The 24,959-nt window shown below is 70.9% G+C and carries 27 protein-coding genes; 14 read left to right on the plus strand and 13 right to left on the minus strand.

The window, feature by feature from the left end:
• Positions 1-152: 152 nt before the first annotated feature.
• Positions 153-944 (minus strand): SDR family NAD(P)-dependent oxidoreductase, encoded by a 792-nt coding sequence (locus tag ACLQ27_RS00275; protein ID WP_358112346.1) that lies wholly within the window; start codon positions 942-944, stop codon positions 153-155.
• Between the two features lie 340 nt (positions 945-1,284).
• Here ACLQ27_RS00275 and ACLQ27_RS00280 point away from each other — a divergent pair, with 340 nt between their 5' ends.
• Positions 1,285-2,400: a tetratricopeptide repeat protein gene (locus tag ACLQ27_RS00280; RefSeq protein ID WP_425865264.1), complete on the plus strand. Its 1,116-nt coding sequence runs from the start codon at positions 1,285-1,287 to the stop codon at positions 2,398-2,400.
• A 4-nt stretch (positions 2,401-2,404) separates the two neighbouring features.
• Here ACLQ27_RS00280 and ACLQ27_RS00285 read toward each other — a convergent pair whose 3' ends face one another.
• Positions 2,405-5,203, minus strand: coding sequence for a CHAT domain-containing protein (locus ACLQ27_RS00285; protein WP_425865265.1), 2,799 nt, complete (start codon positions 5,201-5,203; stop codon positions 2,405-2,407).
• A gap of 73 nt (positions 5,204-5,276) precedes the next feature.
• On the opposite strand from ACLQ27_RS00285, the gene ACLQ27_RS00290 reads away from it, so the two are divergent.
• The 4 genes from ACLQ27_RS00290 (at position 5,277) to ACLQ27_RS00305 (ending at position 7,739) form a co-directional block, all read left to right on the plus strand.
• Complete coding sequence (locus ACLQ27_RS00290) at positions 5,277-5,678, plus strand: hypothetical protein (protein ID WP_425865267.1); 402 nt, start codon at positions 5,277-5,279, stop codon at positions 5,676-5,678.
• On the plus strand, positions 5,675-6,577 hold the full coding sequence (locus ACLQ27_RS00295) for a hypothetical protein (RefSeq protein WP_425865268.1): 903 nt from the start codon (positions 5,675-5,677) through the stop codon (positions 6,575-6,577). The genes ACLQ27_RS00290 and ACLQ27_RS00295 overlap by 4 nt, the downstream gene beginning before the upstream one ends.
• Positions 6,578-6,877: 300 nt before the next feature.
• Positions 6,878-7,267, plus strand: coding sequence for a hypothetical protein (locus tag ACLQ27_RS00300; RefSeq protein WP_357575324.1), 390 nt, complete (start codon positions 6,878-6,880; stop codon positions 7,265-7,267).
• A gap of 124 nt (positions 7,268-7,391) precedes the next feature.
• Complete coding sequence (locus ACLQ27_RS00305; RefSeq protein ID WP_425865269.1) at positions 7,392-7,739, plus strand: GlsB/YeaQ/YmgE family stress response membrane protein; 348 nt, start codon at positions 7,392-7,394, stop codon at positions 7,737-7,739.
• A 360-nt stretch (positions 7,740-8,099) separates the two neighbouring features.
• Here ACLQ27_RS00305 and ACLQ27_RS00310 read toward each other — a convergent pair whose 3' ends face one another.
• The 3 genes from ACLQ27_RS00310 to ACLQ27_RS00320 are packed head-to-tail and all read right to left on the minus strand — an operon-like array spanning position 8,100 to position 9,169.
• Positions 8,100-8,522 (minus strand): SHOCT-like domain-containing protein, encoded by a 423-nt coding sequence (locus tag ACLQ27_RS00310; protein ID WP_357490091.1) that lies wholly within the window; start codon positions 8,520-8,522, stop codon positions 8,100-8,102.
• A 12-nt stretch (positions 8,523-8,534) separates the two neighbouring features.
• Entirely contained in the window at positions 8,535-8,774 is a 240-nt protein-coding gene (locus ACLQ27_RS00315) for a hypothetical protein (protein ID WP_425865270.1), read from the minus strand.
• 17 nt (positions 8,775-8,791) lie between these two features.
• Complete coding sequence (locus tag ACLQ27_RS00320) at positions 8,792-9,169, minus strand: DUF2089 domain-containing protein (RefSeq protein WP_357490092.1); 378 nt, start codon at positions 9,167-9,169, stop codon at positions 8,792-8,794.
• 308 nt (positions 9,170-9,477) lie between these two features.
• Here ACLQ27_RS00320 and ACLQ27_RS00325 point away from each other — a divergent pair, with 308 nt between their 5' ends.
• The gene (locus tag ACLQ27_RS00325) at positions 9,478-10,479 is read left to right on the plus strand and encodes a hypothetical protein (RefSeq protein WP_425865271.1); all 1,002 of its coding nucleotides are present in this window, start codon (positions 9,478-9,480) and stop codon (positions 10,477-10,479) included.
• Between the two features lie 84 nt (positions 10,480-10,563).
• On the opposite strand, the gene ACLQ27_RS00330 is transcribed toward ACLQ27_RS00325, so the two are convergent.
• Positions 10,564-11,448: a S41 family peptidase gene (locus tag ACLQ27_RS00330; RefSeq protein WP_425865272.1), complete on the minus strand. Its 885-nt coding sequence runs from the start codon at positions 11,446-11,448 to the stop codon at positions 10,564-10,566.
• A 92-nt stretch (positions 11,449-11,540) separates the two neighbouring features.
• Entirely contained in the window at positions 11,541-12,206 is a 666-nt protein-coding gene (locus ACLQ27_RS00335) for a TetR/AcrR family transcriptional regulator (RefSeq protein ID WP_357490097.1), read from the minus strand.
• 100 nt (positions 12,207-12,306) lie between these two features.
• Between ACLQ27_RS00335 and ACLQ27_RS00340 the strand changes: the two genes are divergently transcribed.
• Positions 12,307-13,221: an SDR family NAD(P)-dependent oxidoreductase gene (locus ACLQ27_RS00340; protein ID WP_425865274.1), complete on the plus strand. Its 915-nt coding sequence runs from the start codon at positions 12,307-12,309 to the stop codon at positions 13,219-13,221.
• A 59-nt stretch (positions 13,222-13,280) separates the two neighbouring features.
• On the opposite strand, the gene ACLQ27_RS00345 is transcribed toward ACLQ27_RS00340, so the two are convergent.
• Both ACLQ27_RS00345 and ACLQ27_RS00350 read right to left on the minus strand, forming a co-directional pair.
• Positions 13,281-13,967, minus strand: coding sequence for a DUF4396 domain-containing protein (locus ACLQ27_RS00345; protein ID WP_425865275.1), 687 nt, complete (start codon positions 13,965-13,967; stop codon positions 13,281-13,283).
• A gap of 190 nt (positions 13,968-14,157) precedes the next feature.
• Positions 14,158-15,249 (minus strand): winged helix DNA-binding domain-containing protein, encoded by a 1,092-nt coding sequence (locus tag ACLQ27_RS00350; RefSeq protein WP_425865277.1) that lies wholly within the window; start codon positions 15,247-15,249, stop codon positions 14,158-14,160.
• 219 nt (positions 15,250-15,468) lie between these two features.
• Here ACLQ27_RS00350 and ACLQ27_RS00355 point away from each other — a divergent pair, with 219 nt between their 5' ends.
• The 3 genes from ACLQ27_RS00355 to ACLQ27_RS00365 all read left to right on the plus strand — a co-directional run bounded on the left by ACLQ27_RS00355 (position 15,469) and on the right by ACLQ27_RS00365 (position 18,501).
• A complete protein-coding gene (locus ACLQ27_RS00355) occupies positions 15,469-16,215 on the plus strand; it encodes a hypothetical protein (RefSeq protein WP_357490104.1) in 747 nt (248 codons plus the stop codon).
• A 354-nt stretch (positions 16,216-16,569) separates the two neighbouring features.
• Entirely contained in the window at positions 16,570-16,965 is a 396-nt protein-coding gene (locus ACLQ27_RS00360; protein ID WP_357490106.1) for a hypothetical protein, read from the plus strand.
• A 12-nt stretch (positions 16,966-16,977) separates the two neighbouring features.
• Complete coding sequence (locus ACLQ27_RS00365) at positions 16,978-18,501, plus strand: hypothetical protein (RefSeq protein WP_425865278.1); 1,524 nt, start codon at positions 16,978-16,980, stop codon at positions 18,499-18,501.
• On the opposite strand, the gene ACLQ27_RS00370 is transcribed toward ACLQ27_RS00365, so the two are convergent.
• Complete coding sequence (locus ACLQ27_RS00370) at positions 18,498-19,175, minus strand: winged helix-turn-helix transcriptional regulator (RefSeq protein WP_357490110.1); 678 nt, start codon at positions 19,173-19,175, stop codon at positions 18,498-18,500. The genes ACLQ27_RS00365 and ACLQ27_RS00370 overlap by 4 nt on opposite strands.
• Positions 19,176-19,250: 75 nt before the next feature.
• Here ACLQ27_RS00370 and ACLQ27_RS00375 point away from each other — a divergent pair, with 75 nt between their 5' ends.
• The 3 genes from ACLQ27_RS00375 to ACLQ27_RS00385 all read left to right on the plus strand — a co-directional run bounded on the left by ACLQ27_RS00375 (position 19,251) and on the right by ACLQ27_RS00385 (position 21,111).
• On the plus strand, positions 19,251-19,769 hold the full coding sequence (locus ACLQ27_RS00375; RefSeq protein WP_425865279.1) for a pyridoxamine 5'-phosphate oxidase family protein: 519 nt from the start codon (positions 19,251-19,253) through the stop codon (positions 19,767-19,769).
• A 31-nt stretch (positions 19,770-19,800) separates the two neighbouring features.
• Positions 19,801-20,376 carry a dihydrofolate reductase family protein gene (locus ACLQ27_RS00380; RefSeq protein WP_357575330.1) on the plus strand — a complete coding sequence of 192 codons (576 nt, stop codon included), beginning with the start codon at positions 19,801-19,803 and terminating at the stop codon, positions 20,374-20,376.
• A gap of 150 nt (positions 20,377-20,526) precedes the next feature.
• Positions 20,527-21,111 (plus strand): hypothetical protein, encoded by a 585-nt coding sequence (locus tag ACLQ27_RS00385; RefSeq protein WP_425865280.1) that lies wholly within the window; start codon positions 20,527-20,529, stop codon positions 21,109-21,111.
• Positions 21,112-21,148: 37 nt separating this feature from the next.
• On the opposite strand, the gene ACLQ27_RS00390 is transcribed toward ACLQ27_RS00385, so the two are convergent.
• Positions 21,149-22,216 carry a glycoside hydrolase family 43 protein gene (locus tag ACLQ27_RS00390; protein ID WP_357575332.1) on the minus strand — a complete coding sequence of 356 codons (1,068 nt, stop codon included), beginning with the start codon at positions 22,214-22,216 and terminating at the stop codon, positions 21,149-21,151.
• A gap of 337 nt (positions 22,217-22,553) precedes the next feature.
• Here ACLQ27_RS00390 and ACLQ27_RS00395 point away from each other — a divergent pair, with 337 nt between their 5' ends.
• Entirely contained in the window at positions 22,554-23,294 is a 741-nt protein-coding gene (locus ACLQ27_RS00395; protein ID WP_357575333.1) for a PEP/pyruvate-binding domain-containing protein, read from the plus strand.
• Between the two features lie 16 nt (positions 23,295-23,310).
• Here ACLQ27_RS00395 and ACLQ27_RS00400 read toward each other — a convergent pair whose 3' ends face one another.
• Together ACLQ27_RS00400 and ACLQ27_RS00405 are read right to left on the minus strand one after the other, a co-directional pair.
• A complete protein-coding gene (locus tag ACLQ27_RS00400; protein ID WP_357575334.1) occupies positions 23,311-24,396 on the minus strand; it encodes a pentapeptide repeat-containing protein in 1,086 nt (361 codons plus the stop codon).
• Positions 24,393-24,941: a dCTP deaminase domain-containing protein gene (locus ACLQ27_RS00405; protein WP_357575335.1), complete on the minus strand. Its 549-nt coding sequence runs from the start codon at positions 24,939-24,941 to the stop codon at positions 24,393-24,395. The genes ACLQ27_RS00400 and ACLQ27_RS00405 overlap by 4 nt, the downstream gene beginning before the upstream one ends.
• Positions 24,942-24,959 lie beyond the last annotated feature (18 nt).

Below are 24,959 nucleotides of genomic sequence, written 5' to 3' on the forward strand. Positions count from 1 at the left end.
CATGATGCGCGGTCCTGACCCCGATGCCCGGCATCGCGATCAGGACCGCAGCCGGGGTCCTGCTCGACCGGCGACGGAAGCAGCATCGCCGCCCCGGCGAGCCCACGACCTGCCACCGGTGCCGGCCACGGCGGGTCAATCCCGCCGCGGACTCACAGGATCGTTGTCAGCACACCTCCATCGACGCGTACCGCCGATCCGTTGATTGCGGACGCGGCGGGACTGGCGAGGAAGGTCACGGTGTTGGCGATCTCGCTCGGTTCGATGAAGCGTCCCAGGAGGGAGGTCTGGTTGGCGCCGATGATCGCCACTTTCAGGTCGTCCTCGAGGAGGGATTGGGCATCGGCCAGCGACCTGACCGTTTCGGCGACGCCTGTGGAATAGGTCGGGCCGCCCAGCACCGAGTTGACGGTCACCGCGGTGCCCTTCGTCAGCTTCGCCAGGCCGTTGCCCACTGCGAGCATCGCCGTCTTGGACGTGCCGTAGTGAATCATGTCGGCGGGGATGTTGACGCCCGACTCGCTGCTCACGAACACGATCCGGCCCCAATCCCGATCGAGCATTGCCGGCATGAGGTGCCGCGCGAGCCGGACGCCGCTGAGCACGTTCACCTCGAAGTAGCGCCGCCACTCCTCGTCGGAGATGAGGTCGAAAGGCTTGAGCTCGAAGAGTCCGACGTTGTTGATGAGAATGTCGACGCTTGGCAGTTCGTCGCACAGCCTGTCGACGTCATCGACAACCGAGAAGTCGGCGGGGATACCAGTGACGGATACGCCGGGCGCCTCCCGACGCAACACGTCGACAGCCTCGGCCAGCTTTGCCGGGTCGCGGCCGTTGAGGACCACGTTGACACCCTCGCCGGCCAGGGCCTTCGCGGTCGCGTAACCGATGCCTTGACTGGATCCGCTGATGAATGCGGTCTTGCCGCTGAGCTGCAGGTCCACGTGCTGTTCTCCTGGTGAGTGGTCGCCGATTGGTGCCAGAACGGTGCACCTGCCGGACGTCGGCAGGCGTTCCTCTCGACCTTGCCGCAGACCGATGAGCATCCGATGAGCAACGAGTCAGTGGCTGACGCTGGCGTGGTCGGACCGTCGGTGCCTGCAGCCGATTGGCCTCACTGCGAGGAACGTCCCGCCTCGGGGTTCCTGGGTCTGCCGTACCGGTTTGACCTGTCCCAACCGGGCGCTCCGCACGGCGGCCGCTGTGGCGACGGAATCAGCCAGGGTCGATAGTCTGCTCCTCGTGACGGCCGTGAGGTCGTCGACACCGCAGGGGGTGCGCGCAGTGGGCAGATGGTTCAACCGCGACCGTAAACGCGACGACGAGCCACCGCGCGAATCGACGTCGTCCGAGCCGGTCATCGAGATCACCGTCACCCACGGCGGGCGCTCGACCACCAAGACGGTCGGTGGTCCGACCGCCTACGGGCTGCAGTACCGCGCCTTTCACGAGGAGTACGGCGCGACCGATCCGCGGACCTTGGCGGCGGGGACCCAGTACGCGCGGGAGTTGATGCGCACCAACGAGGTCGCCGAGGCCGTGGCCGTCTATCAGGAGGTCGTCGCGTTGCGCAGCTCGGCGCTCGGGCCGGAGCATCCGGACACCCTGCGCAGCAAACACAGCCTGGCCTTCGCGCTCTGGCAGCGCGGCTCGCACGCCGAGGCCGAACGGGTGCAACGGGACGTCTACGAGGCGCGGCGTCGGGTGCTGGGCGACGCCGACGCCGAGACGTTGCGCAGCGGCAACAACCTGGGCTGGTTGCTGATCGAGCTGCGTCGCCTCGGCGAGGCCGAGCCGCTGCTGCGTCGGGTCGCCGACGGCATGGCGCGGACGCTGGGCCGCGACGACGCCGAGACCCTGGCCTGCCAGATGAAGCTGGCCGGTCTCCAGCACCTGCAGGGCAGCAGCCAGCAGGCCGAGCGGGCGCTACGGGACGTGGTCCAGCGGCTGACCCGGACGGTCGGCCCCACCAGCCCGGTGTCCCTCCAGGCCCGCAGCAACCTGCTCGTCGTCCTGCTCGACAACGGCCGGGCGGCCGAGGCGGTCAAGGCCGCCCGGGCGCTCGCCGACGACGCCGGGCGCGCTCTCAGCAACACCGACGGGGTACGTCTGCACGCCCGGCACTCCCTGGCCAGAGCCCTCGCCGGGGTGGGCCGGCGAACCGAGGCGATCCGGTTGCTTGCCGACACGCTGCCGGACAGCGAACGGGGCCGCGGCGTCGACCATCCCGCGACCCTGGAGATGCGGACGCTCTTCGCCCAACTGCTTGTCGAGGACGGTGACCGGCGGGCCGGCCCGGAGGCGCGCGCCGCGCTGGCCGGGTGCGAACGCGTGCACGGCCCCGGTCATCCCGACACGGAGAAGGCGCGGGCACTGGTCCGGCTCATCGACGGGCGTTGAAAGGTCAGCCTCCGGTGTGGATGTGCGCCGCCCACAGCGTCGGCGCCAGCGGGTAGCGGTCCCGCAGCCCGCGTACGGCCGAGTGCAGCGCGTACGTCGCCGACCCGGTCGTGTCGCGGTGCGCGTAGAAGGCGGTGGTCAGGGCGAGGGAGACCGCGTCGTCGACCTCCCACAGGGTGCCGATGACATGCCGGAACCCGGCGAGCTGGAAGGCGCCGGTGATGTGCAGCGACTCGTCGACGAGCGTCGGCGGGGCCTGGGCTGTCGCGCAGGCCGACAGGAAGGCGAACTCCGCGTCCAGGTCCAGCCGGGACACGTCGGCCACGGTGAGCGGGCTGTCCTGGTGATCGTGTACGAGCAGCCGGCCCTGCGCCGGGTCGTTCGGATCGGCCACCGCGTGGCACGCGAAGTGCGCGTACGCCGAGTCGGCCAACCGGTCCAGGACCTGCTCCCGGGTAGCCTGCGCGTCCAGCCCGAGCCACGCTCCGGGCAGCGCCCGCGCCGCCGACGCGGCCTCGCGTTCGGCGCTGGGCAGCGCCCCCGGGCCGCCGGGGGTGGCGCGCATCGCCACCACGCAGGACCGGGCGTCGGGCCGGGACTGCCGCGGCGCGGTGCGTTTGCGGGCGAGCGCGGTCACGGTCGGGGTGTAGGAGGAGACCACCCGGTCGAGGGCGGACCGGCCGGCGCCGGCCTGCGCGGCGTGCAGGGGAAAGAACGCCAGCGGGCCGACCGGGCACCACCAGACGCGCGGCAGCTCGCCGGCCGCCCCGGGCGGGTCGATATGGTCCAGCACCGGCCCGACCAGGGCGTGCCACAACCATTCGAGCACGCCGGTGAGCGCCGACTGGGCGCCTAGCCGGCTCCGCGCGTCCGCCGCCGGATCGTACGCCGTGGTGGTCGCCTCCTGGAGCCGCCGTAACTGCGTCATCGCGTCGGTGAGCGACAGATCCGGCAGCGGCAGCACCGTGACGCGGTGCTGGCGCAGGATGAGCGCGTCGCAGCGCAACTCGCTGGCGATCGGCACGATCACGGGCCCGTCGACCCGGTCGAGCAGCTGCCGGGCGCTGGGCGGGCGCAGGAAATCGCCCAGGCCGGGCAGCTTACGGATCGTGTCCAGCAGCACGTTCCACTCGGTCTCCCGGTCCCGGCCGAAGGTGGTGGGTCGGGGCGACTCGGGGACGGGCGCTTCGAAGTCCCGGCGCATCCGCTGGAAGTCGGCCGCCAGACGCCCGTCGGCGCGTTGCAGCGCCGCCCACTCGCCGTCGGCCGTCAACCGCTGGTGCAGCAGCAGGCCCCGCCCGCGCTCCAACAGCTCCAGAGCCCGCTCCGGCTGCCCGGCGCCGATCGCGCAGGAGGCGGCGGTCGCCGCCACCCCGGCCGTCGAGCCGAGGTCGGCGTACTGGTCGTGCCGGGTACGCCCCCGCGACGCCAGCCGGGGCAGCAACGTGACGGCCTCGTCGAAGGCATCCGTCGCCTCCTCCCACCGGCCCAGCGCGGTGAGCGTGTACGCCGCCTTGTCGAAGGCCTGGATCCGGACCGGCACGGCCCCGGAGTCGATGCGGCCGGCGACGCGCGCCCGTTCGGCGGCCTCGGTGAGCAGGGCCTTCTCACCGGTACGCAGATAGGTCGCCCGCAACCCCTGGGCGATGGACAACCCGGTCTCCACACGCTGCGGATGCCGCGCGGGCAGGGCGTCCAGCGCCCCGCGCAGCAGGACGAGCGACTCCTCGAGGTAGGCGGGCTCCCCGGTCGCGTCGTAGAGCAACCGGAGGCTGTAGCCCAACTGGTCCAGGTACAACGCGTGGTTGGCCTCGCCGCGTACGGAGAGCGCGAGCGCCCGGCGCAGCAGGCCGATCGCCATCTCCAGGGCCGAGATGTCGCCGGTCAGTTGGTGCGTCTTCATGCCGACGGTGGAGAGGCTGGCCAGCGCCGTCCGATGGTGCGGATGCCGCTCGGGAACGGTGTTCAGCGCGGCGGCGAACTCCTCCCAGGCCTGGCCGAGCACCTCGGCGCGGCCGGTGCGGTCGACAAGGGTGAGCAACGTCTGCCCGAGCAGGAAACGCGGATCGACGCCCTGCGGCGTGTGGTCCCGCAGGACCGCGATGGCCCGTTCGACATCGGCGACGTGGGTGGTCCCGGCCGCCCTGGCCAGCAGGCACCGCGCTCGCAGCATGACGATCTGGTCCTGGTTGGGCCCGGTGGCGTCCACCGAGGACACCAGCTCCAACGCCTCGTCGACGTAGTCCTCCACACCGGTGAGCTGGTAGGCCCGCAGCAGCGCCTCCGCGTGGATGCCCCGCAACGCGGGCCGGTGCTCCGCGCTGATCCACGTCTCGGCCATCTTCGCGATCGCGGTGAGCCGGTAGAGCGTGTCGACCGAGCCGTCGAAGTCGTGCCGGACCCGGTAGACCTGACAGGTCTTGAGCATCAGCACCGCGCTGTTGGCGAGGTCGGCCGAGGCGTCCTCGGCGAACCGCAGATACTGCTCGGCGATGTCCAGGAGCTGCGGCTCGCTCTCGATCCGGGCCCGGGCCAGCAGCACGTCGGTGTACGTGGCCAGCGCGCGGACGCCGTGCGGCGTACCCAACTCCTGGGCCAGAAAGGAGTCGGCCATCGTGCGGATCGCGGCCTCCAGCACGACGGTGGCCTCGATCAGGTCCTCCCGCGCCCGGTCCGTGTCGTACCTGTCGAGCAGCGCGGCCCCCAGCTCCACCTGGGCCTCGGCCCACCGCCGGTCGCCGCGCGGCTGCCCGGCCGCGGCACGACGCCAGTGGTCGACAACGTCCCTTGCGGAGCGACTCACCAGCGCACCTCCCCGTCGCGGTTGCTCCCCAGCCTGCCAGCCGCACGCCACATCGACAGGAGATAATCAGCCGATGAGTCAATCGGCGCCGGACCGGCAGCTCGACGACGACCGGGCCACCCGGCTGGCCCGGGTCTGCACGGACATCGCGCAGGTGGGCGACCTGCTCGGCCCCGAACCGGCGCGGGCCCTCGCGCGGCTGCGGGACCTGTCGCTGTCCGACCAGGCCGTGGACGCGGTGCTCGCCGAGGTGACCGAGTTGATGCGCGTCGGCGGGCTGGTCGGCGGCGACACGACGGTCCGGGGAGACCGATACCTGCCGCTGGCCGGCATCCACGGCCGCCGCCCGGAAATCGTGCAGGTGTGCCCCGGCGACCTGTGCGACCGGGTCGAGATCCCCCGGCCGGACGCCGGCTCGCCGCCGCGCTGCGCCGTGTGGGACTGCCCGCTGCCGACGTTCCGGATGGACCGGTGAACGCGGTCATCGCCTCGCTCGGCGGCAAGCTGGCCGAGCGGTGGCTCGCCGCCCTGGCGCTGCCCGGTCTGGTGTTCGTGGCGATCGCCGCCGCGGCGGTGCGCCTCGGCCACGCACACTGGTGGGACCTGCCGCTGCTGGGTCAGGAGGTGGACCGGCTCGCCCTCGGGCCACCGGCCCGCAGCACCGGGTCCGCGCTGCTGATCGTGCTCGGTGTCGTGCTGGGCAGCGTCGTCGCCGCGCTGGCCGCCCAGAGCCTGGAACGCCTGGTCCTGGCCCTGTGGACCCAGGACTGGGGGCGGGCCGGCGAGGCACTGACCCGCAGGCGGCGACGCCTGTGGAACGCCGCGATGGACCGGTACGAGAACGCCCTGCGGGACAAGGCACGCCGGCTGCGGTCCGCCGACCACACCACCGGACCGCTGCCGGACACCCAGGCGCTCGCCCGCGCCTGCGACCGGATCGCGGTGACCGAGCCGGACCGGCCGACGTGGATCGGTGACCGCATGCTCGCCACGGCCGTACGCGTGCGGGCCTGCTACGGCCTGGACCTGGCCGCCGCCTGGCCCCGACTGTGGCTGCTGCTGCCCGAGGAGACCCGGGGCCCGCTCGCCCTCGCGCAGGCCGACTTCGCCGCCGCCGCCCGACGGGTGGGCTGGGGGCTGCTGTACCTGGCGCTCGGCCTGCTGTGGTGGCCCGCGGCGCTCGTCGGCCTCGGCCTGTGCGTGGCGGGCTGGCGACGGGGGCGTGGCACCGTCTCCGTGCTGGCCGACCTGGTGGAGGCGGTGGTGGATCTGCACGTCCGCACCCTCGCCGCCGCGCTGGGACATCCCACCGACGGCACCTTCGGCACGACCGACGGACAGGCGCTGACCGTCCTGCTCCGCAAGGACCGGTGATCCCGGGGTTCGACGCCGGCGGCGTTTCCGGGAACGTGAGATCCGGGCAGGTATCCCGGGCACTGCCGTCGGCGCGTACGGCCATCGCCGATGTCGCCCGCGCGCAGCCGGCGCCGGCCGGCGTGGCGCGACTGGCCACGCTGGTCGGCCTCACCCGTTGACGGGCCGCGACAAATCCACGCTGACCAGCAATTTCCGCGATTCTGGACGTAGACGTCGGTGAATTGAATGCTTGACCTCTCAATTTTCCCGGTGGTAACTTTCATCGATCGATCGACGCCTCTGGGAAGAGAGAGATCTGTGCTACTGAAGTCCCTCGCCCTTGCCCTGTCCACCGCCGGCCTGCTGGCCACCGTCCCCGCCGCGTCGGCGTCCGCCGCCGGCCCGTGGCCGGACGAGGAGCCGTGGCCGCCCGGCAACTGCCAGCAGGGCACCTTCTGCGCCTGGCCCAACTGGGCTCCGGTGAACACCGGCCCCACGGAGACCCCGTCCCTGGTGACCACCGGCCCGTGGACCGGCAGCGCCCCGACGAAGACCTTCTACAACTACACGACCGCGAACGTCGAATTGGAATACCACCACACGTGGCAGGACGCCTCGACGGTCATCACGCACTGTGCCACCCCGCGCGGCAACATCTTCTACCTTCAGGTGATCGTGACCAAGGTGAACTGGCACGGTTCCTGCTAGTCGCGTGGTGGGGATCCACCCACGAACGTCCCTCCGCCGCTGATGTCACGGGCGAACCCGACCGGGGTTTCCGGGAACGTGAAAAGCGGGCATGTACCCCGGCACTGCTGGAGGGGAGACGGCAATGCTGGTGACTGGTTATCTCGGCGCGGTGCTCATCGGCGCTCTCGTCGGCCTGCTCGGCCGGCTCATCCTGCCGGGGAGGCAGCGGATCGGCATCTTCGCCACGTTCGTTCTCGGCGTCGGCTCGGCGGTGTTGGGCACCGTGGTCGCCAGGGCGCTGCACGTCGACGATGACGCCGGCGTGAAGGTGTGGGTGCTGCGCTGGGACTGGATCGTGCTCGCGATCCAGGTCGGCCTCGCGATCATCGCCGTGGCACTGGCGAACATGCTGACCTTCACCCGGCTTGCCGGCGGCGATGAGACCCCTCGCCGGCGCGTCCGTCGCACCAGGGCCAAGCGCGAATCGTGATCGCGATCTTTCCGCCGGGTGGGCTGACGAGGTCGGCGGATCCCCGCTCCCCGATCAGCGTGCCCCCGTCACACTGATTCGCTCTCAAGATCCGCACAACATCAGGGATGTTGCTGTCTCCCGCATGGCGGAGGCAGCAGTATCAGGGAAGTTGCGCGGATCTTGGCGAGCGAGCGGGCGGGCGGGCGGGCGCGCAGCGCCGAGAACCGCAGCGGAGGGACCACTCGCACGAGTGGTCCCTCCGCTGGGTCGCGTGGCTAGACTTCAGGTTGGCAGTTCACCTGTGCTCTGCTGCGGCGGACGCAGACCTCGGGAGGGTGTTGCAGCACCCTCTCGAGGGGCCGTCCGGTCGGACGGCGCCTACTCGCAGAAGACCCGCACGGTGGCATCGGGGGAGTCCACCTCCACCGTCATGTCGTCGAGGTGCTCCACGAGCGCCTCCAACTGCTCGGGCTTGAGCTGCGTCAGGTCGATCGGCACGCCCGAGTCGCTGAGTGAGGCGTTGGCCTTGACCAGCGCCTGCGGCGGGACCAGCGCCGCCAGCCGTACGCCGGCCCGCAGCAGTTGCAGCGGCACCCGCACGTTGACCCGCGACGGCTCGCCGTTGTCGGTGGCGTCCACCACCACCCGCAGGTACTTCAGCTTGCCCTTCGGTCGGGCGTCGAGACCTGCCGCCGCCGGTGCCTGGTCCCGTTCGAGTGCGGCGATGAGCTGCTCCGCCTCCTCTGCGGTGATCTTGCCGGCGGCCAGCATGTCGAGGATGTCCTTGCGTTGTTCGGTCATGTCGAACCTCTCCTATCGGATGGCCACGAGCACGGCCGTGCGGCCCTGCTCGATGTCGAAACGGGCGCCGGGCAGCGCGGAGATGACGCGCCAACCGGCGCCGAGTGCCCGCACCGCGCCGATGCGGAACACCAGGCAGGCCACGATCGCCGCGAGCGCGACCAGGACCACGACCGGGAAGAGCAGGAGCACCACCGGGAGCACCGGAACCCACAGGCGGATGGGTCGGTGGCCCGGGCGATCGACCTTCACGGTCACCAACTGCGGCATCACGACCGGCCTTCCAGCTCGGCCAACGCCTGCTGGGCGTTGATCTCACCGCGGCGCAACCGGTCGATGACGTCGGCCCGCGACGGCGCCGGGTCGGTCTCGACGAAGTCGAGCATCTGCGTGATCCGGTTGAGCCGTGACTTGATCGTCGGGTAGCTCACCCCGAAGATGCGTTCCATCTCCTTGATCGAGCCGTGGCAGCGCACGAACGCCGTGACGAAAACCTGATCCTCGACGTTGAGCTGAGCCAGCTGCGGCAGCTCGAACTCGCCCTCGATCGCGACGCCGTTGCCCGCCAGGCGCACCCGCTCGACGACGAACGGCTGCCCCCGCGTCAGGCTGGTGAGTTCCTGCCAGTCCATCGCCTGATCTGTCATACCTAAATTTCTACCTTAAGAATCCTCAACTTCCAAGAGTCGGACCTTAACTTTCTTAATGTCGGCGTTCGGCTGCCTCGATGACCGTCTGGGCCCAGGCCGCGGCGCGGCGGCCTGGTCTCGGACAGCGGCGGATCACCGCCAGGCCTCTCTCCCGACGGCGCGCGCGTGGGTCCTCGCCGACCGGGCGGTGACGTCGCGGTTCGGGACGGAAGTCCGACGTTCCGTGTTCGCCTGCTCACGCACAGTCCAATCTGGAACCCGGCCCGCCGTGGGGCGGCCGTACACAGCGGACAGTGGAGGTTCGGATGCTGATCATCGCGGAGGAGCGGGACACCTACCCGCCGAAGGGTCAGATCCCCAACCTGGAGACCGACGAGAAGGCGTGCGGCGACATCCTGGCCCGGATCACACCGCTCTTGCCCAGCGACCTCAGGGGCGAGGTGGTCGGGGCGTTGGTGGACTGGTCGGCGAGCACGTTGCTGGAGCACCGCACCTTCGGGACCTGGGCCGAAGCCATCACCGCCGCGACCAGCTACGCGCGCAACGACATGGCCCGTGCCACCGACGACGGCCAACGCCAGCGTGACGAGGCTGTCGGCGACGGCGACCTGGCGAAGCTCAACGCGGCGGTGGGGAGCACGGGACGCACCGGCGACCCGCAGATCACCCGGCGCGACGAGAGCCGCAGGTGGGCGAACTGCGGAATAGCCGCGTTCCAGATTCGCGAGCAGTTGCGCGACAGGGGCGGCGAGCCTGTCCGCCTGTCCAGCCAGACCTACGGCAAGGGCAAGGGCGCCGCGCTCAAGCAGGCGCTGCGCGTCCAGCCCGCCACCGCCCAGACCGTCCTGCTGCTCGACTGCCAGTTCCCGCAGGTGCACAACTTCGTCATCGAGGTGCACCACGACGGCTCGCGTTACCTGGCCCAGGGCTACCAGGGCACCTACTTCGCGCACTGGTGGCTCGGCATCAACGACAGCTACTCCGGAGAGGCTTCGCGCGAGATTCTCGCCCTGCGCGAGCGGTACGGGTTGGGTCGGGCGATCAGCAAGGAGAACTACGAGAGCCTGCTCGACGGCCTGGCCGCGGCCATCTCGTCCGACTGGCACCAGGCCGCGAACCAGTGGCAGACGTTGCCGTTCAATCCGGACCGGCAGGAGATCGACGGGATCCGCCGCCGGTCCGAAGCGCCGACGATCCTCGTCGAGGTGTTCGAGCTGCGCAAACCGGCGGTGGCTCGGGCGGCGTTCGGCGCGAGCGGCGCTGTGTCGCTCAGCGAGCTGGCGACCCGCGGGATGACGACCGCCTGACGCGATGTTCCCGGCCGGTCGGCAACCGACCGGCCGGGAACACGGGCCGAGGCGGGACCCGGTGCGGTCCCGCCGCGTGCGCGTCTATGCGCCCGAGATGGCCTTGAGCGCCGTGTCGAGCGCCTGGTCGGCCGGGACGGGTACGTCGGGGACCACGCCGACGCCCTCCCAGTTGGTGCCGGTGACGCTGTTGATGGTCCGGGCGGTCGGCACGGTCACGAGGATGTGTTCGGTGACCGGGTGGCGGGCCGTCGGGTGCGCGCCGCCGCGGGTCGTCTCCCCGACGACGACCGCCCGGCCGTGCGCCTGAAGGGTGTACGCCACGTCCTCGCCCCCGGAGAACGTCGTCGCGCTGGTGAGCACCTGAACCGGGCGGTCCGCGTAGCGCGGCGCGGGAAGGTGCGCTGTCGTCCAGAACTGGCGGGTGGCGCCGGTGGACCGCTCGTAGAAGTCGTTGAGATGCACCTGGTCGTCGCGGAAGAAGTAGCTGCACCACATCGCGGCGCCCTCCGGTGTTCCGCCGGTGCACGCCCGCAGGTCGAGGATGAGCGCGGAGCTGAGGGCGACCAGTTGCATGGCCGCGCCGATCGCGGCGGCGCCCTCGTCGGCGTACGCGATGCGCCGCACGTCGATGAGCCCGACGTTCCCCTCCAGGTGCTCGACCCGGCGGATCCCCTGGTTCTCCGCCCTGAGCAGCGCGCGGAACGCGGCCCGCCCGCCGTCCTCGTCCGCCGGATCGAGCGACTGCGGCTGGTCCGTCCAGAGCAGCCGCAGATGCCTGTCCGGGCACGCCTGCTGAAGGTGGGCGGTCACCGTCGTGCAGAGCGCCGGCCCGTCCAGGTCGTCGTACTCGCCGGCAGCGAGACGACGCCGGATCGCGGCGTCGATGTCGGCGACCTTCGCGGGAAAGACGTATCCCGCCTCGATCCGGTCCAGGGCCTGTCGGATTATCTGTTCGTTGGAGGGCACGGCGGGCCAGGGTAGACCGCGCGCAGCCTCATGGCCATCGAATTCCGCGCGGCGCCAGGTGCTGAGCCTCCAAGCCTTGCGGCGCAGCGGGCTCAGGGGCGCGGCAGGAAGCCCACGAGCGACGTGCTGATCGCGAGCCGCAGGGCTGTCCGCAGGTCGATGTGGTAGACCGCGAGCGCCGGCTCGGACTCGTAGACGGCGAGCAGGCTCGGCGGCGGCGACGTGTAGGCGGACACCGCGCCCGCCACGAGCAGGGCTTGCAGGCAGAACAGTTCGGCGCGTTCGCCGACCTCGGGCAGGTGCCGCCGGATGAGGTCGGCCATCCGTGCGAGGTTGGCGAGTGAGGCGCGCTTGTGGCGGCGGACCGCCTCGACCGAGACGTTGTGCTCGAGCACTCCGCCCTGTGCGCCGAAGAGATCGCAGAGCACCGTCTGGGCGGCGAGCGACCGGCTGAGCACGTCCGCCGCCTGCTCGGCCCGTTCCCGCGCGGACCGGCTCGGGTCGACGCCCTGGCCCAGTTCCTGCTCCAGCTCGGTCAGCCAGGTCGCCGTCCGGTCGTCCAGCAGGTCGAGCAGCACCGCTTCGCGGGACTCGAAATAGCGCAGCACCGCCGTCTTGGCCAGGCCCACCCGCCGGCTCAGCTCGTTCAGGGTCACCTCGGCCACCGACATCTCGTCGAGCATCGCCGAGGTCGTCTCCAGGATCGCCTGGCGCCGGACCGCACGCTGCTCCTCGCTGCGTGCCCGCTGGAACGTCATGACGCCAACCCTAACTTAGGTACCGCCGGTCTCTTGACAGTGTACCGGCGGTACATTACCGTTCAGGCATAACTTACCGGCGGTACATTAGGAGCCTGAGATGAACTGGACCGAGCAGCAGATTCCGCGCCAGGACGGCCGGGTGGCAGTGGTCACCGGCGCCAACACCGGGCTGGGCTTCGAGACCGCCCGGCTGCTCGCCGAGCGCGGGGCGTCGGTCGTGCTGGCCGTACGCGACACCGAGAAGGGCAGGCGGGCCGCCGCCCGGATCAACGGCGACGTCTCCGTCCAGGAACTGGATCTGACCTCGCTGGAATCCGTGCGCGCCGCCGCGGCCGACCTGCGTACCGCCCACCCGCGGATCGACCTGCTGATCAACAACGCCGGCGTGATGTACACCCCGAAGCAGACCACCCGCGACGGCTTCGAGATGCAGTTCGGCACCAACCACCTGGGCCACTTCGCGCTCACCGGCCTGCTGCTCGACGTGCTGCTGCCCGTGCCCGGCTCCCGCGTGGTAACCGTCAGCAGCGTCGGGCACCGCATCCGCGCCGCCATCGGATTCGACGACCTGCAGTGGGAGCGTTCGTACAGTCGGGTCGCCGCCTACGGCCAGTCGAAGCTCGCCAACCTGATGTTCACCTACGAGTTGCAGCGCCGGCTCGCCCCGCACAGCACCACCGTCGCGGTGGCCGCGCACCCCGGCGTCTCCAACACCGAACTGGTCCGCAACGCCCCGGCGGTCGTGCGCGCACCGATCACCTGGTTCGCCCCGGTGATCACCCAGCCCGCGGCGGCGGGCGCGCTGCCCACCCTGCGCGCCGCCACCGACCCGGCCGTCCTCGGCGGGCAGTACTACGGCCCCGACGGCCTGGGCGAGACGCGCGGCTACCCGAAGCTCGTCACGTCCAGCCCCGACTCCTACGACCTGACGGTGCAACAACGCCTCTGGGCCGTCTCGGAAGACCTCACCGGCGTCCGGTTCCCGGTCGGCCAGGCGGCCTTCGCGGCGTGACCGTGCCACGAGGCAGGTGATCGGTCGCGGCGGGACCCGGACGGGTCCCGCCGCGACCGTCAGCGTGGCCCGACGCGCAGCCCTCGGCCGACCTGCCAGGAGGCGGCGGGCCAGGCCGTGACGAAGCCGGCGATCAGCCCGATCTGACCGGCGAACCAGAAGGTGGGGCTGTCGGGCCGTAGGGGCGGCTCGGGAAAGACCATGTGGTGCGCCAGCGTCAGCCACGCGAACAGCGCCGACTCGAACACCGTGATGGTCAGCAGTTCCGCCTTCACGACTGCCGTCAGCGCGCGCCAGATCTGCGCGACGCGGCGAGCCGGCCCCTCGAAGAACCGAAAGAGAACAGCGATCGTCACCGCCGCCAGATAGTCGCCGACGTAGGCGATCCACAGCCCGTTGCGAGCCGGATCGAACCTGAGCGCGTACAGGGCGACCTCGGCGACGATGAAGCCGAGAGCGCAGTGCGCGCCACAACGTGACACCTGCGTCAGGATGACGCCCCGGTGCGGCCGTCGAGGCTTGTCGTCCCGCCGTCGTGGCTCAAGCGCCTGCGGCCTGCCCCAGTTCCAGTAGAGGCGGACGGCCGCCGGGCCGACGTAGAGGACGGTCACCAGCCAGACGATCTCCATGACCTTGACCGGCTGACGATGCCCGCGCAGGTAGGTGTCGGCGAGGACGATCGCGAAGCTGACGACGCCGACCGCGAGCGAGGCCCAGGAGAGCGCCAGGAGCCAGGTTGGCTGCATCCCCGCCCCTTCCACGCGCCGGGCGCCGGTGCCTGCCGCGGCCGAACGTGGAGGGGGTTCGCTGACCGGTGTCGACGGCCGAGGACGCCCCACAGTCTGTCACGCCGTACCCGTGCGTACCGGCGGATCGGGCGTCCTGCTGGCCGCGGTCGCGCACGGCCGCCGCGCGTCGGTCTGGCCCCCGCGCCCGCTAACTGTCGAAGTCGACGCCGGCGAGCGACACCTCGCGGTGCGCGGCGAGGCGTTCGGCCTGTGCGGTGATGGCCTCGCGCGTGCCGGTTGACAGCCTCTGCCAGGGCTGGACCGCGACCGTGAGCGTCCGGCCGGACTTGCGGGGACGCCAGGTGCCGACCAGGTCGCCGTCGACCAGGACCGCGCCGGGGCGGCCCAGCACCGGCCACAACTCCTTCGCGCGGGCGGCGTCGGGTGCCACGGTCGCCCGGTCCTTCGCCTGAAGGAACAGGTCGAACGGGCCGAGCAGGCGGGTCACGCCGCCGCCGGCCGACGTCAACGCCTCCTCGTCGGCGGCCAGCAGCGAACGGGACTCGCCGTCGACAGTCACCTCGACCACGTCGTCGGGCCAGCGCGCCTTCACGTCCTTGACCGGGGCGTCGAGATAGCCGGCCACCTGCTTCGGGGTGGCCGGGCCGAGCAGGCGCAGGTACGCGCGGATGACGTCGAACCGGTCAGCCGGGGCGGACGCCTTGCCGAACCCGGTGATGCGCCGCAGGACCGGAGGTGACGTGTCGAGCTGCAACTCCAACCCCGCCCGCGCGGCGGCGAGCCGGAACGGCATCTCGTACAGGTGTGTGGCGTCGCAGACCCGGCAGAACCGCAGGTACGGCTCGGGCAGCACCGTGGCCAGACGGCCGGAGACGTCTCCCTTGACCGTCGGCGTGGCGACGATCTCCCGCATCCGGCCGGCAACCTCGTCGAGGGCGGCGAGGTTGCCGATGCCGGCGGCCTTCAACGGCTTGGCGGCGTCGTAGATGCGCTTGCCCGCGTCGGCGTCGGAGAAGGGCTCGACCGCGGCCACCACGTGCCCGACGTCCGCCCGGCGGTAGAGGTGCGGTGCGCCCCGCACCGTCCAGAGCAGGACCACGTCGGCGTCGGACAGCGCGGTCACGTCGACCCCACGGGCAGCGAGGGCCCACCGGGCGCCGTCCGGGCCGGTGTTCTGCACCCCGATGTCCAGCAGGGCGGTGTCGGCGAGCGTGCCCTGATCCCGGTCGAGCTGCTGGGCCCGGACGCGGAAGTTCATCACCTGGCGCCGATCAACCATGCCTGCACCCTAGCCACGGGCGGCGCTTCCGTCGTCGGGCCACCAGCGAGACTCGCCAGTTCTCCAGCGCCCACGACCCGCGAAGCGCCGTGACGCGCCCTTCTCGGCCACCCTGGCGAGAGCGGCGAAGCGGTGCGCGCCGAGGCGGAACGCCGAGGGCCACGTCGATCCCTGGTGCGCGGTAGTCTGCCCCGGCTGTCGATCAACGGGGGTTCGGAAATGGCAATTCGTAGCTGGCTGCTCGTCGGGCTGTTGGTGCTGGTGGCAGGCTGCGAGTCGGGCGGAAAGGGAACGCCCGAACCTGCCCCCACCGACCCGCTCGCGCAGGTGCGTGCCGCGGCCGCCAAGACCGCCGGGGTGCCCGCGCACGTCACGTTGAGCGCGCCGAACGTCGAGGTGGCGGGCGACACCGACCCGGCGGGCCGGGCGCTGACCCTGACCGTCACCACGGGCACCGGCGGCGAGGCTGTCGAGTCCCGGGTGCGGGTGGTCGGCGACGACGCGTGGATGACGCTGGGCAGCACCTACATGCCGAACCTCGACCCGACGAAGTTCATCTGGTTCCCGACGGCGGAGTTCGCCTCGGCGTCAGTGGTGCACCTGGGGGACGCGTTCGATCCGGCCGGGATCAAGGGCTTCGCCGCAGCCATGACGGCCGCCACGCGTACGGGGGAGGGCACCTACTCCGGCAAGCTCGACTTCGGCGTGGCGCCGGCAGGGGTGTCTCGGGGCCTCCTCCCCGCGAAGGCAGAGAGTTTGGAACGCCACGGCGGTGTGTCGCAGTCCGTGCCGTACGAGGCGTCGGTGGACGCTCACGGCTACCTCACGTCGCTGACCGTCTCGTTGCCGACCTTCGCCACCACGGCCACGTTCTCCGACTTCGCCAAGCCGGTCACCATCGGCAAGCCGAGCGACGCCGAGATCATCGAGGTGCCGGACGCGTTGCGCCGCCTCATGTCGCGCTAGCGGCCGTCGCGGCGGTCTGCGGCTCCGCAGGTGAGCTCCGGCGTACGCAGATGGAGATGTCCGCGTCGTTCGAACCACCCGTCCAGTGTCCGCCCGGAGTGGGCGGCGTCGACAAAGCGCACGGTCACCCCCCGCCTCTGGCCCGAACGCGCCGCCATGCGTCGTCACCGTCGCGCTGGGGCGGCGGCGTTCCGCCGTCCTGAATGGTGCGGTGGCCGGGCTGTCGTGATCCGGACAATCGCCGGACGCGCCCGGCGCGACCTGCGTGGACAGTCGGCGTCGCACCCGCTGATCCCGACGGGGTGTCCGCGAGCGGTGCCCGGATGGTGCAATGGGGGCACGATGCTGGCATTGATGACGGAGGTGCGTGTGGACGGTGTGGAACTGCTTCTCGCCGCGCTGGCGCTCGGTGCGTCGACGGGCGTCACCGACGCGACAAGCGCCGTGGTCCGCGATGCCGCCGACAGTTTCCGGGGCCTGGTGCGTCGCCGGCTGACCGGCGAGGGCCAGGAGGCGCTGCGGGCGTTCGAGGCCGAGGGCGCCGACTCGGGCGTCTGGCAGGTACGCCTCGCCGACGACCTCACCCGCGCGGGCGTCGACCGGGACGAGCAGATCCTCAGCCTCGCGCGGGAGCTGCTGGCGCAGGCCGAGACGGCCGACGTGCGCACCGAGATCGGCCAGGTCGACCTGCGCGGGGCGAAGGGCGTCCAGTTCGGCAGTTACAGCACCCAGCACATCACCTTCAACTGAGGCAACCGGCAGATGGGCGACAGTCGGCAGCCGGAGGACGACCCGTCTCGCGGCGTCGACGCCCGCCACGCCCGGGGCGTGCAGTTCGGCCCCCACAGCCGCCAGTACAACATCTTCGGCCCGGTCGTACGGTCGGCGTACCTGGCGGAGGTGCACCGGATCGCCCCGGCCGACCTGCTCGACCGGGAGGACGAGCTGGCGCGGCTCACGGCCTTCTGCACGGGTGACGGGTCGGGCGCGTACCTGCGGTGGGAGGCTGGCCGGGGCGCCGGGATGACCGCGCTGCTGTCCTGGTTCGTGCTGCACCCGCCGCCGGGCGTACGGGTCGTGTCGTACTTCGTCGTCGCCGGCCGCACCGAGCGGCAGACCCGCGACGCGTTCATCGACGTCGTGTTGGAGCAGTTGGTCGAGCTGACCGACGGGTCCATGCCGGGTCATCTCACCGGGTCCACCCGGGAGGCGCACCTGCTGGGCGGGTACCTCGACGCGGCCCAGGCGTGCGAACGGCGGGGCGAGCGGCTGGTGCTCGTCGTCGACGGCCTCGACGACCGGCGGGACGCCGCCGGTGTCGCGACGCTCCTGCCCGACCGGCTGGTCGGTGGAATGCGGGTGGTCCTCGGCACCGACTTCGGGTGGCGGGTCCCGGCCGACCTGCCACCACGGCACCCGCTGCGGGAGTCGCACCGGCCCCACCTGCTGGCGCCGTTCGTCGGCCCCGACGAGCAGGCCCGACGGGAGGCGCGGGACGCCCGCAATGCCGACGAGCGGGTCCGGCGGGAGGCGGAGCGACACCAGGCCGCCGATGAGCGCCGAGCCGTGCAGCGGCAGATCGACAAGTGGCGGGCCGCCGAGGTGGAACGGGCCAGGCCGGCGGCGCGGGCGGCAGCCGTACGCCGGGCGCTGACGTTCGTCGCCGGGTGGACGGGGCTCCTCGTGCTGCTCACCTGGTTGGCCCGGGGCTGGCCCGATCCGCGGGTCGCGGGCGTCCTGAGCGCCCAGCTCGTGGCGGGCGGGCTGGCCGCGGCGATCGTGCTCGTACCGTCGGCGTTGCGACTCGGCGCGGCGTACGCGCCCAGGCCGGCCTCGGCGGTGGCCTGGATCGATCGATCCCGGTACGGCCTGCTGGTGCAGGTGCTCGCCTTTGTGGTGTTCGTCGTCCTGGGCGGCGCTGGCGCGGCCGACTACCTCGACGCCCGCGACGACCGGCAGCTGGAGCGGTCCGTCGGCCGGGCCGGGGCTCTGCCCTCCTTCGACGAGGTGGTGGCGTTCCTGTTCCTGCTGCTCATCGCGGTCGGCTGCGTCGCGGCCGGCCTGTACCTCGCCGCGAGAGCCGTCCGACCCTGGTACGAGCAGCACCGGGAGCGGGAACGAGCGTCCCGGGCACTCGTCGACGAGGCGGCCGTCGCGGCCGAGCGGGAGGCGTACGCGGGAATGAGCGCCGACGTGTTGTCACCGCGAGCGGCCGACCGGGCCCGGGCGTACCAGGACCTGCTGGCCCGGCTGGCGGGGCAGCGCCGGCGTCACCCGCGCCGCTAGGTCTCGTCGTCGGCGAGGTCGCGGGGTGTGAACGGGGTCAGGAGGAGATCGGTGAGGCGCCGTGTGGCGTCCGTGTCACCGGTCAGCGCGAGCACGCCCGCGTCCGCTGCCGCCGCCATGGTCATCTGCTGCCCGCAGACGGCTCGGAGGGTGTCGATGTCGGTGGTGAGTGTCGCGTCGGGTTCGGCTGTCGTGCCGCGGCGCAGCTGCACCGAGTCGTCGGCGACCTCGGCGAGGTAGGTGTCGGCGTCGATGTGGAAGGCGTAGACGCCGCGGAGATCGCCCGCCCGCGCCGGATCGAACCCCACCTTGATGGTGAGCAGCAGGGAGTCGATGCCGAGAGCGCCCTCGGGTAGCTGCGGGGACTGGCTTCCCCAGCGGCCGAACTCCAGCAGGATGGGCTCCAGCGCGCGCCCCCATGCGGTCAGCTCGTAGAGGTGGACCCGCGCCGGCGGCCCCAGGTCCCGCCGTCGCACCACGCCGTGCTCGGTCAGCTCGCGCAGTCGCTGGCTCAGCACGTTGGGGCTCACCCCGGGGAGCCCGCCGAGCAGGTCGTTGAAGCGCCGGGGGCCGAGCAGCAGGTTGCGGACCACCAGCAGCGCCCACCGCTCGCCGATGATGTCCAGTCCACGTGCGACACCGCACGGATCCCCGTAGTTACGCCCGCCGCTCACGATCTCCACACTACACGGCTCCTAATTTAGGAGTGACGCTTGTTTTGTAGGAGTTGTGCCTCTAGCTTGACTCTCATGAGCCTGCCCAAGACCGAGACGGCGAGCCTGCCGCAGGGTGATGTGAAGCTGCTCGACACCCCCGTGGCGCGGCGCCTGCTCGCGGCCCCCGTGGCGCGGCTCGCCTGGACCAGCAGGGACGGGACGCCGCGACTGATCCCGGTGAACTTCCTGTGGACCGGCGACGAGCTGGTCGTCGGCGCGTTCGCCGGCACGTACAAGATCCGCGACCTGCGGGCCCGGCCGGACGTGGCGATCTGCATCGACACCGCCGACGGGCTACCCGAGGTGCTCATGCTGCGCGGGAAGGTCACCCTGACGGAGGTCGAGGGCGTCCTGCCGGAGTACGCCGTCATCCAGCGTGCGGGGATGGGCGACGAGGTGGGCGACGCCTACCTCGCGGCGATCGACAAACCGGGCCTGCGGATGGTCCGGATCGGCCTGCGCCCGACGTGGGTCGGCGTCGTCGACTTCCAGGAGCGCTTTCCCGACCGGACCCCGGAACCCGTCCGAGCCGCGCTCGCCGGCGGTCGCTGACCAGCATCAAGGCACCATGATGGAGGAGCGCATGTCGAAGATCGTCGTGTCGATGTGGATCACCCTGGACGGATTCGTCGCCGGCCCGGACGACGAGATGGACTGGCTGCTGGCCGACGACCAGCTGCAGACGTACGAGCGGGATCTGGTGGAGAGCGCCGGCAGCCTGCTGCTGGGCCGGATCACCCACGCCGACTTCGCCGGCTACTGGCCGGTCGCCGCCCGCAACCCCGACGAACCGGCCGCCGTCCGTGGCTACGCCCAGCGACTCGACGCCCTGGAGAAGATCGTCGTCTCCGCCTCGGGAAACATCGCGGACTGGAAGGGCACCCGCAGGATCACGCGCGTCGACCCAGACGAGATCGCCGAGACCAAGCGCGCGTCCGGCGGCGACATCGTGGTCTACGGCAGTCTGGCGGTTATCCGGTCCCTTGCCGATCTCCGGCTCATCGACGAACTCCACCTCCTGGTGCACCCCCTGTTCCTGCGCCAGGGCAAGGCGTTGTTCGACGGCGGGCGACCGCCCGCACGACTGGCGCTGGTGTCCGCCGAACCCTTCGAGTCCGGCGTCGTCCTCATGAAGTACCGCCCGCTCAACGGCGGGTGACGCGACGCGGGCCGCGCGTCCCGCCCCCGACGGTCCCGCTCCCCGGGGGCGGGGACGTGGCTCCCTCGGAGCGGGGATTCGCTGGTCGTGCCGTTCGGGCAGCGTCATCGCGGAAGGAACCGACGCTTCCCACCGATGGGGGTTACGACCGTGACGCAGACCCGGACCGTCGACGCCTCGACGACACCACCGCCACCGCGATGGGCCCGCCGTGCCGGTCACGTGGCGTGGATCGCGCCCGTGCTGGGGTTCATCCCGCTGCACGTGCCCTGGATCCTCGGCATCCCGCTGTTCGCCAATCCCGACCCGTTCGCGCAGTGGTACCACGGTCGCGGGCCCGGCGTCGGGGATCACCCGGTCGACGGCTTCCTGGGCCTGCCGGCCGGCGCGTTCTATCTGGGCCTGCTGTGCGTCCTCGCCGGGCTCGGCGGCGTCCTGGCGCTCGGCCTGATCCGCGACTGGGGACTGACCTTTCCCCGGTGGGTGCCGTGGTTGCGCGGACGCCGGGTGCCGCCGTGGGTGCCGCTGACCCCGACGGTCCTCGGATCCGCCGTGATGATCGGATATTCGGCGACCCTGCCCTGGCAGTTCGCCGCCGACCTGTCCGAGTCCGACGCGCAGGACATCTTCACACCGACGGGCGTCCTGATCGGCCTTCCACTGCTGCTGGCCTGGGCGATCGCGTTGCCGCTGGCCGGCTGGTCCTACTACCGCCGTACCCGTGTGTCGCGCTGACCGGTCCGCGCGCGGACGCGGTGCGGCCGCGCGCGGATCACTCGAAGAACTTGATGCCGAACCCGGTGTCGGCCGTGGGGCCGGGCACGTTGGCGCGGCGGTAGGTGGTGTTGCCCCACCAGCAGAACGTCCCGGTGTACCAGTAGCGGTTGGCCCAGGAGTACGGGGTGCCCTTGGGGACGGCGTGGAACATCAGCGGGAACCGCGGCCCGGCCGGTGGGCTCGTGGCGATGTCGCCGTTGAGCAGGACGAAGCTGTGGTGGCCGGGGCCGTTGACATGCAGGGTCGGGTCCCAGCCGGCCATCATGGTGGCCGGGTTCGAGCCGAACAGGCAGCCGTTGGACTTGTACCAGTCCCACACGTACGTCGGGTCACCGCCGGCCCGCAGGCGCAGGTCGGCCAGGCAGTACTGGTCACTCCAACTGCCGTTGGCGGAGTAGACGATGTGGAGCTGCCCGTTCGGGTCCCGGATCGCCTCGGGGGCCTCGTTGATGTACGGGTTGCCGACGACGCGCTCCCAGCTCTCCCGGGGCTGGGAGATGATGAACCGGTTGCCGGTCGGGGTGAGCGGGTCGCTCATCCGGCTGAGGTAGATGTTCTGTTCGACGTTGGTGTCGCCGGCCCACCCCGACCAGACGAACCACCGCTGCCCGTTGAAGGTGAACAGGCTGCCGTCGATGGCCCACTTGCCGCCGGGCAGCGCGAGTTGCCGCTCGGCCGTGTAGCCGCTGGCCGGTGACGCCGAACTGATCACGTACATGCGGTGCGCCGCGCCGCGCCCCGCCGAGAAGTAGATGTGGTAGCGGCCACCGTCGGTGACGATCTCCGGTGCCCAGACCTCGCCCAGGTCGCGGGTGTCCGACCAGACCTGACGGGCGGTGGCCCCGGCGAGCGCGTCGGTCGAGGACGCCTGCCGGACGGCGATCCCACCGTTGGCCGACTGCGCGGAGATGTACGTGCCGCCGACGCGGATCACGCTCGGGTCGGCGGCCCGCAGACCTGTCCGCGCGGCCTCCGCCGGCCCGGCGGCGGGCACGGACAGCCCGGTGCCGACGACGGCGGCCAGCAGGACGGAGAGGAGCCGGGTGAGGATTCGATCGTCCATCGGGGGTCCTTCCGTCGCCCGGGTGTTTTCGACCCGCAGTCTATTGGAGAACATGAATGGCGTGCGGGTTTGCCCGGGCGCGGGCGCCGATTGGTGTTCCCGGCTGTCTGCGGCCCGCGCTGCCTCTGCTCGCGTCGCCGTGACGCTGGGGCCACCGCGGTCACCCACCGAATTTCGGCCCTTTCGTCGATGGACGCTGATCGCCCGTGCACGGTGAACGACGGGTGTCTCTCTAGACTGTCGCTGATGCTTCCACTGAGAGACTGCGGGCCGATTGGCCGCCGGTCGCCCGAGTCTGGACCGAACTGCCGGCTGGGTACGGTGCGAGATGAGTGCGATGAGGGCTGACGTGGAGATCGTTTCGTTGGAGGCCGCGACGGCGGTTGGCGTCGAGACGGTAGGCGGCAAGGCTTTCGCCCTCGCCAGGTTGATGCAGCACGATGTTCGGGTACCGCCGGGCTTCTGCGTCACCGTGCGGGGTATGGAACGGCTGGAGTCCGCCCAGGTCGCGGCCGGCCTTGCCGAGGCTCTCACCGTGCTCGGCGAGGGCAAGGTCGCCGTGCGCTCGTCCGCCGTCGCCGAGGACGGCAAGCACGAGTCGTACGCAGGGATATTCCGCACCGTTCTCGACGTGGCACCGGAGCCGGACGGCGTCCGTCAGGCGCTGTACGCGGTGCAGCGGTCGCTGCACGAGGCGCCGGCCAACTCCTACCGCCAGGCGATGGGCCTCGCACCATCGAGCATGTCCGCGATCGTCCAGCCGATGATCGAAGGTGACTGTGCCGGCGTCATGTTCACCCGCGACCCGGTAACCGGTGCCCGGCAACTCGTCATCGAAGCGATCGTGCCCGGTGCCGGCTCCGGTGCGGCCGACTACGTCGTTCTGGAGCCGGGCGGGGCCCTTGTCACCCCCGATGTCGAGGACGTGGCGCCCGCCCTCGCCTCGCTGCTCCCCGAACTCGCCCGCGTGGCACGAACCTGCGACGAGGTTCTCGGTGAGGGGCAGGACATCGAGTGGGCCGCGCGCGACGGCGACCTGTGGATCCTGCAGAGCAGACCCATCTCATCCCTCACCTAACGCCGACCTGACGCGCTCACTCGCTCAAAAGGCGGATGAACACCGACGAGAAGAGCAGCGCGAGCAGCATCGCGGCGAGGAAGAAATAGACCAGCGAGACCAGATCCATGATTCCGTACGCGGTGTAGCGCTGCGGGTCGGGAGTGACGGTGGACAGCAGGGTGTAGTGCAGCGTACGTCCGTACTGGAGGTCAGGTTTACCGATGTCCACGACGGGCGGCGCCGTCTGCGGGGCCTCAACGCGGCCGGCCACGGTCACTGGTGGACGGGTGGGCGTCGTGTAGAGCACCCCGTTCGAGCTTGACGTAGCACCGATGATGGTGGTCGCGATGGTGAAGATCAGCCACAGCAACAGAAGATTGCGCACGATCCTGCCGGGCCGTACACCGTATCCGCTGATCACCTCGGCGAGGTACGCACCGGCGGTGCGGACGGCCGTCTTCACCATGCTCTCGCGGAAGCGGCCGAGTGTCAGTGGACTGAGCCGGTAGTAGGAGCGGGTTAACCAGTACCGCTCCTGGTAGAGGCAGTGCAGGGCGGTTTCGCCGTTCTGATTCTCCCGGTACAGCCGCTTGAGGCGATTGTAGACCTGCGACTTTTGGAGCGCTGCTTCCTGCGGTTCCAGCTCGGTGAACGTGTACCGATAGTTTCCCACCTGGTAGTCCTGCCGGCATAGCTCGGTTGTCGGGCCGATCTGCTGACCGAAGGTAATGGCCCTGATGTACTCGGGGTGGGTTTCGCTGATGAGGACCGCTCGCCGGTGCTCCTCGATGGAGAAATTCAGGAGCTGCGCATACGTGACGTTGGCGGTCGAGTTCAGCAGCCATCCGTAGATGAAGCTGTGCGTGAAGTTCGCCCGGGTCAGGTTGGCGTTGTCCAGCTCCGCGGCGTACAGCACGGAGCGCGAGAAGTTGCATCGGTAGAGGTCCGCCCCGGTGAACTTCGCATGACTGAGGTCGCTGTTCGAGAAGTCGCAGTCCTTGAGGACTGCCCCCGTGAAGTCGACGCCTACCAGGCATCGGTTGGAAAAATCCACGCCGACGAGTGTCTTGCCGCGGAACTGGTCCGGTGACCAGGCGCCGGTATAGGGGTGTGTTGTCACGCTGTTAGGTCCCCCACCTGTGCTGGGTGGTGTAGCGGAAATCGCCGACGATAATCCATTGGGTTTGGCGCCTTGCGGGGCGAGGAGAGGCGATATAGGAGAAGGAAGCAGTATGGCGTGGTGGTGGAGAAGCCCCTTGTCAGTTTCTTGACAGAGATCTCGAAGACAAGCGGTGCCGCGCCGGTGGAGCCGAAACCGGGGACGACGAAGTTCGACGACCCGAGCAGCTCGAGGCCGAGCCGCGCGTAGCGTGACCGGGTGTGCAACGACGCGGCGAGGCCGCCGCCGAGAGCGAATCTCTCCCTCGTGATGCCGAGATAGAAGGACCCTGGATCGAGGCAGAGATCGGTGGGGTCCAGCAGGTCGGATGACGCGGCATTCGTGTTACGTAGATCTACGTCGTCGGTGAGCCGGTGAATATCCGCGATGTGCAGTGCGAGTCGGTGTTCGTCGAGGAAGACCGGCTCGGCCCCGTCGGGCGCCGACAGGCTCAGCTCACCGGATTGCCTCAGCCGTGCGAAGTCCTCCCGGCTGCACAGGTGCATGGGTGTCTCCTCGCCGCT

Source organism: Micromonospora sp. DT63 (assembly GCF_049841615.1).
In the GTDB taxonomy this organism is placed as follows: domain Bacteria; phylum Actinomycetota; class Actinomycetes; order Mycobacteriales; family Micromonosporaceae; genus Micromonospora.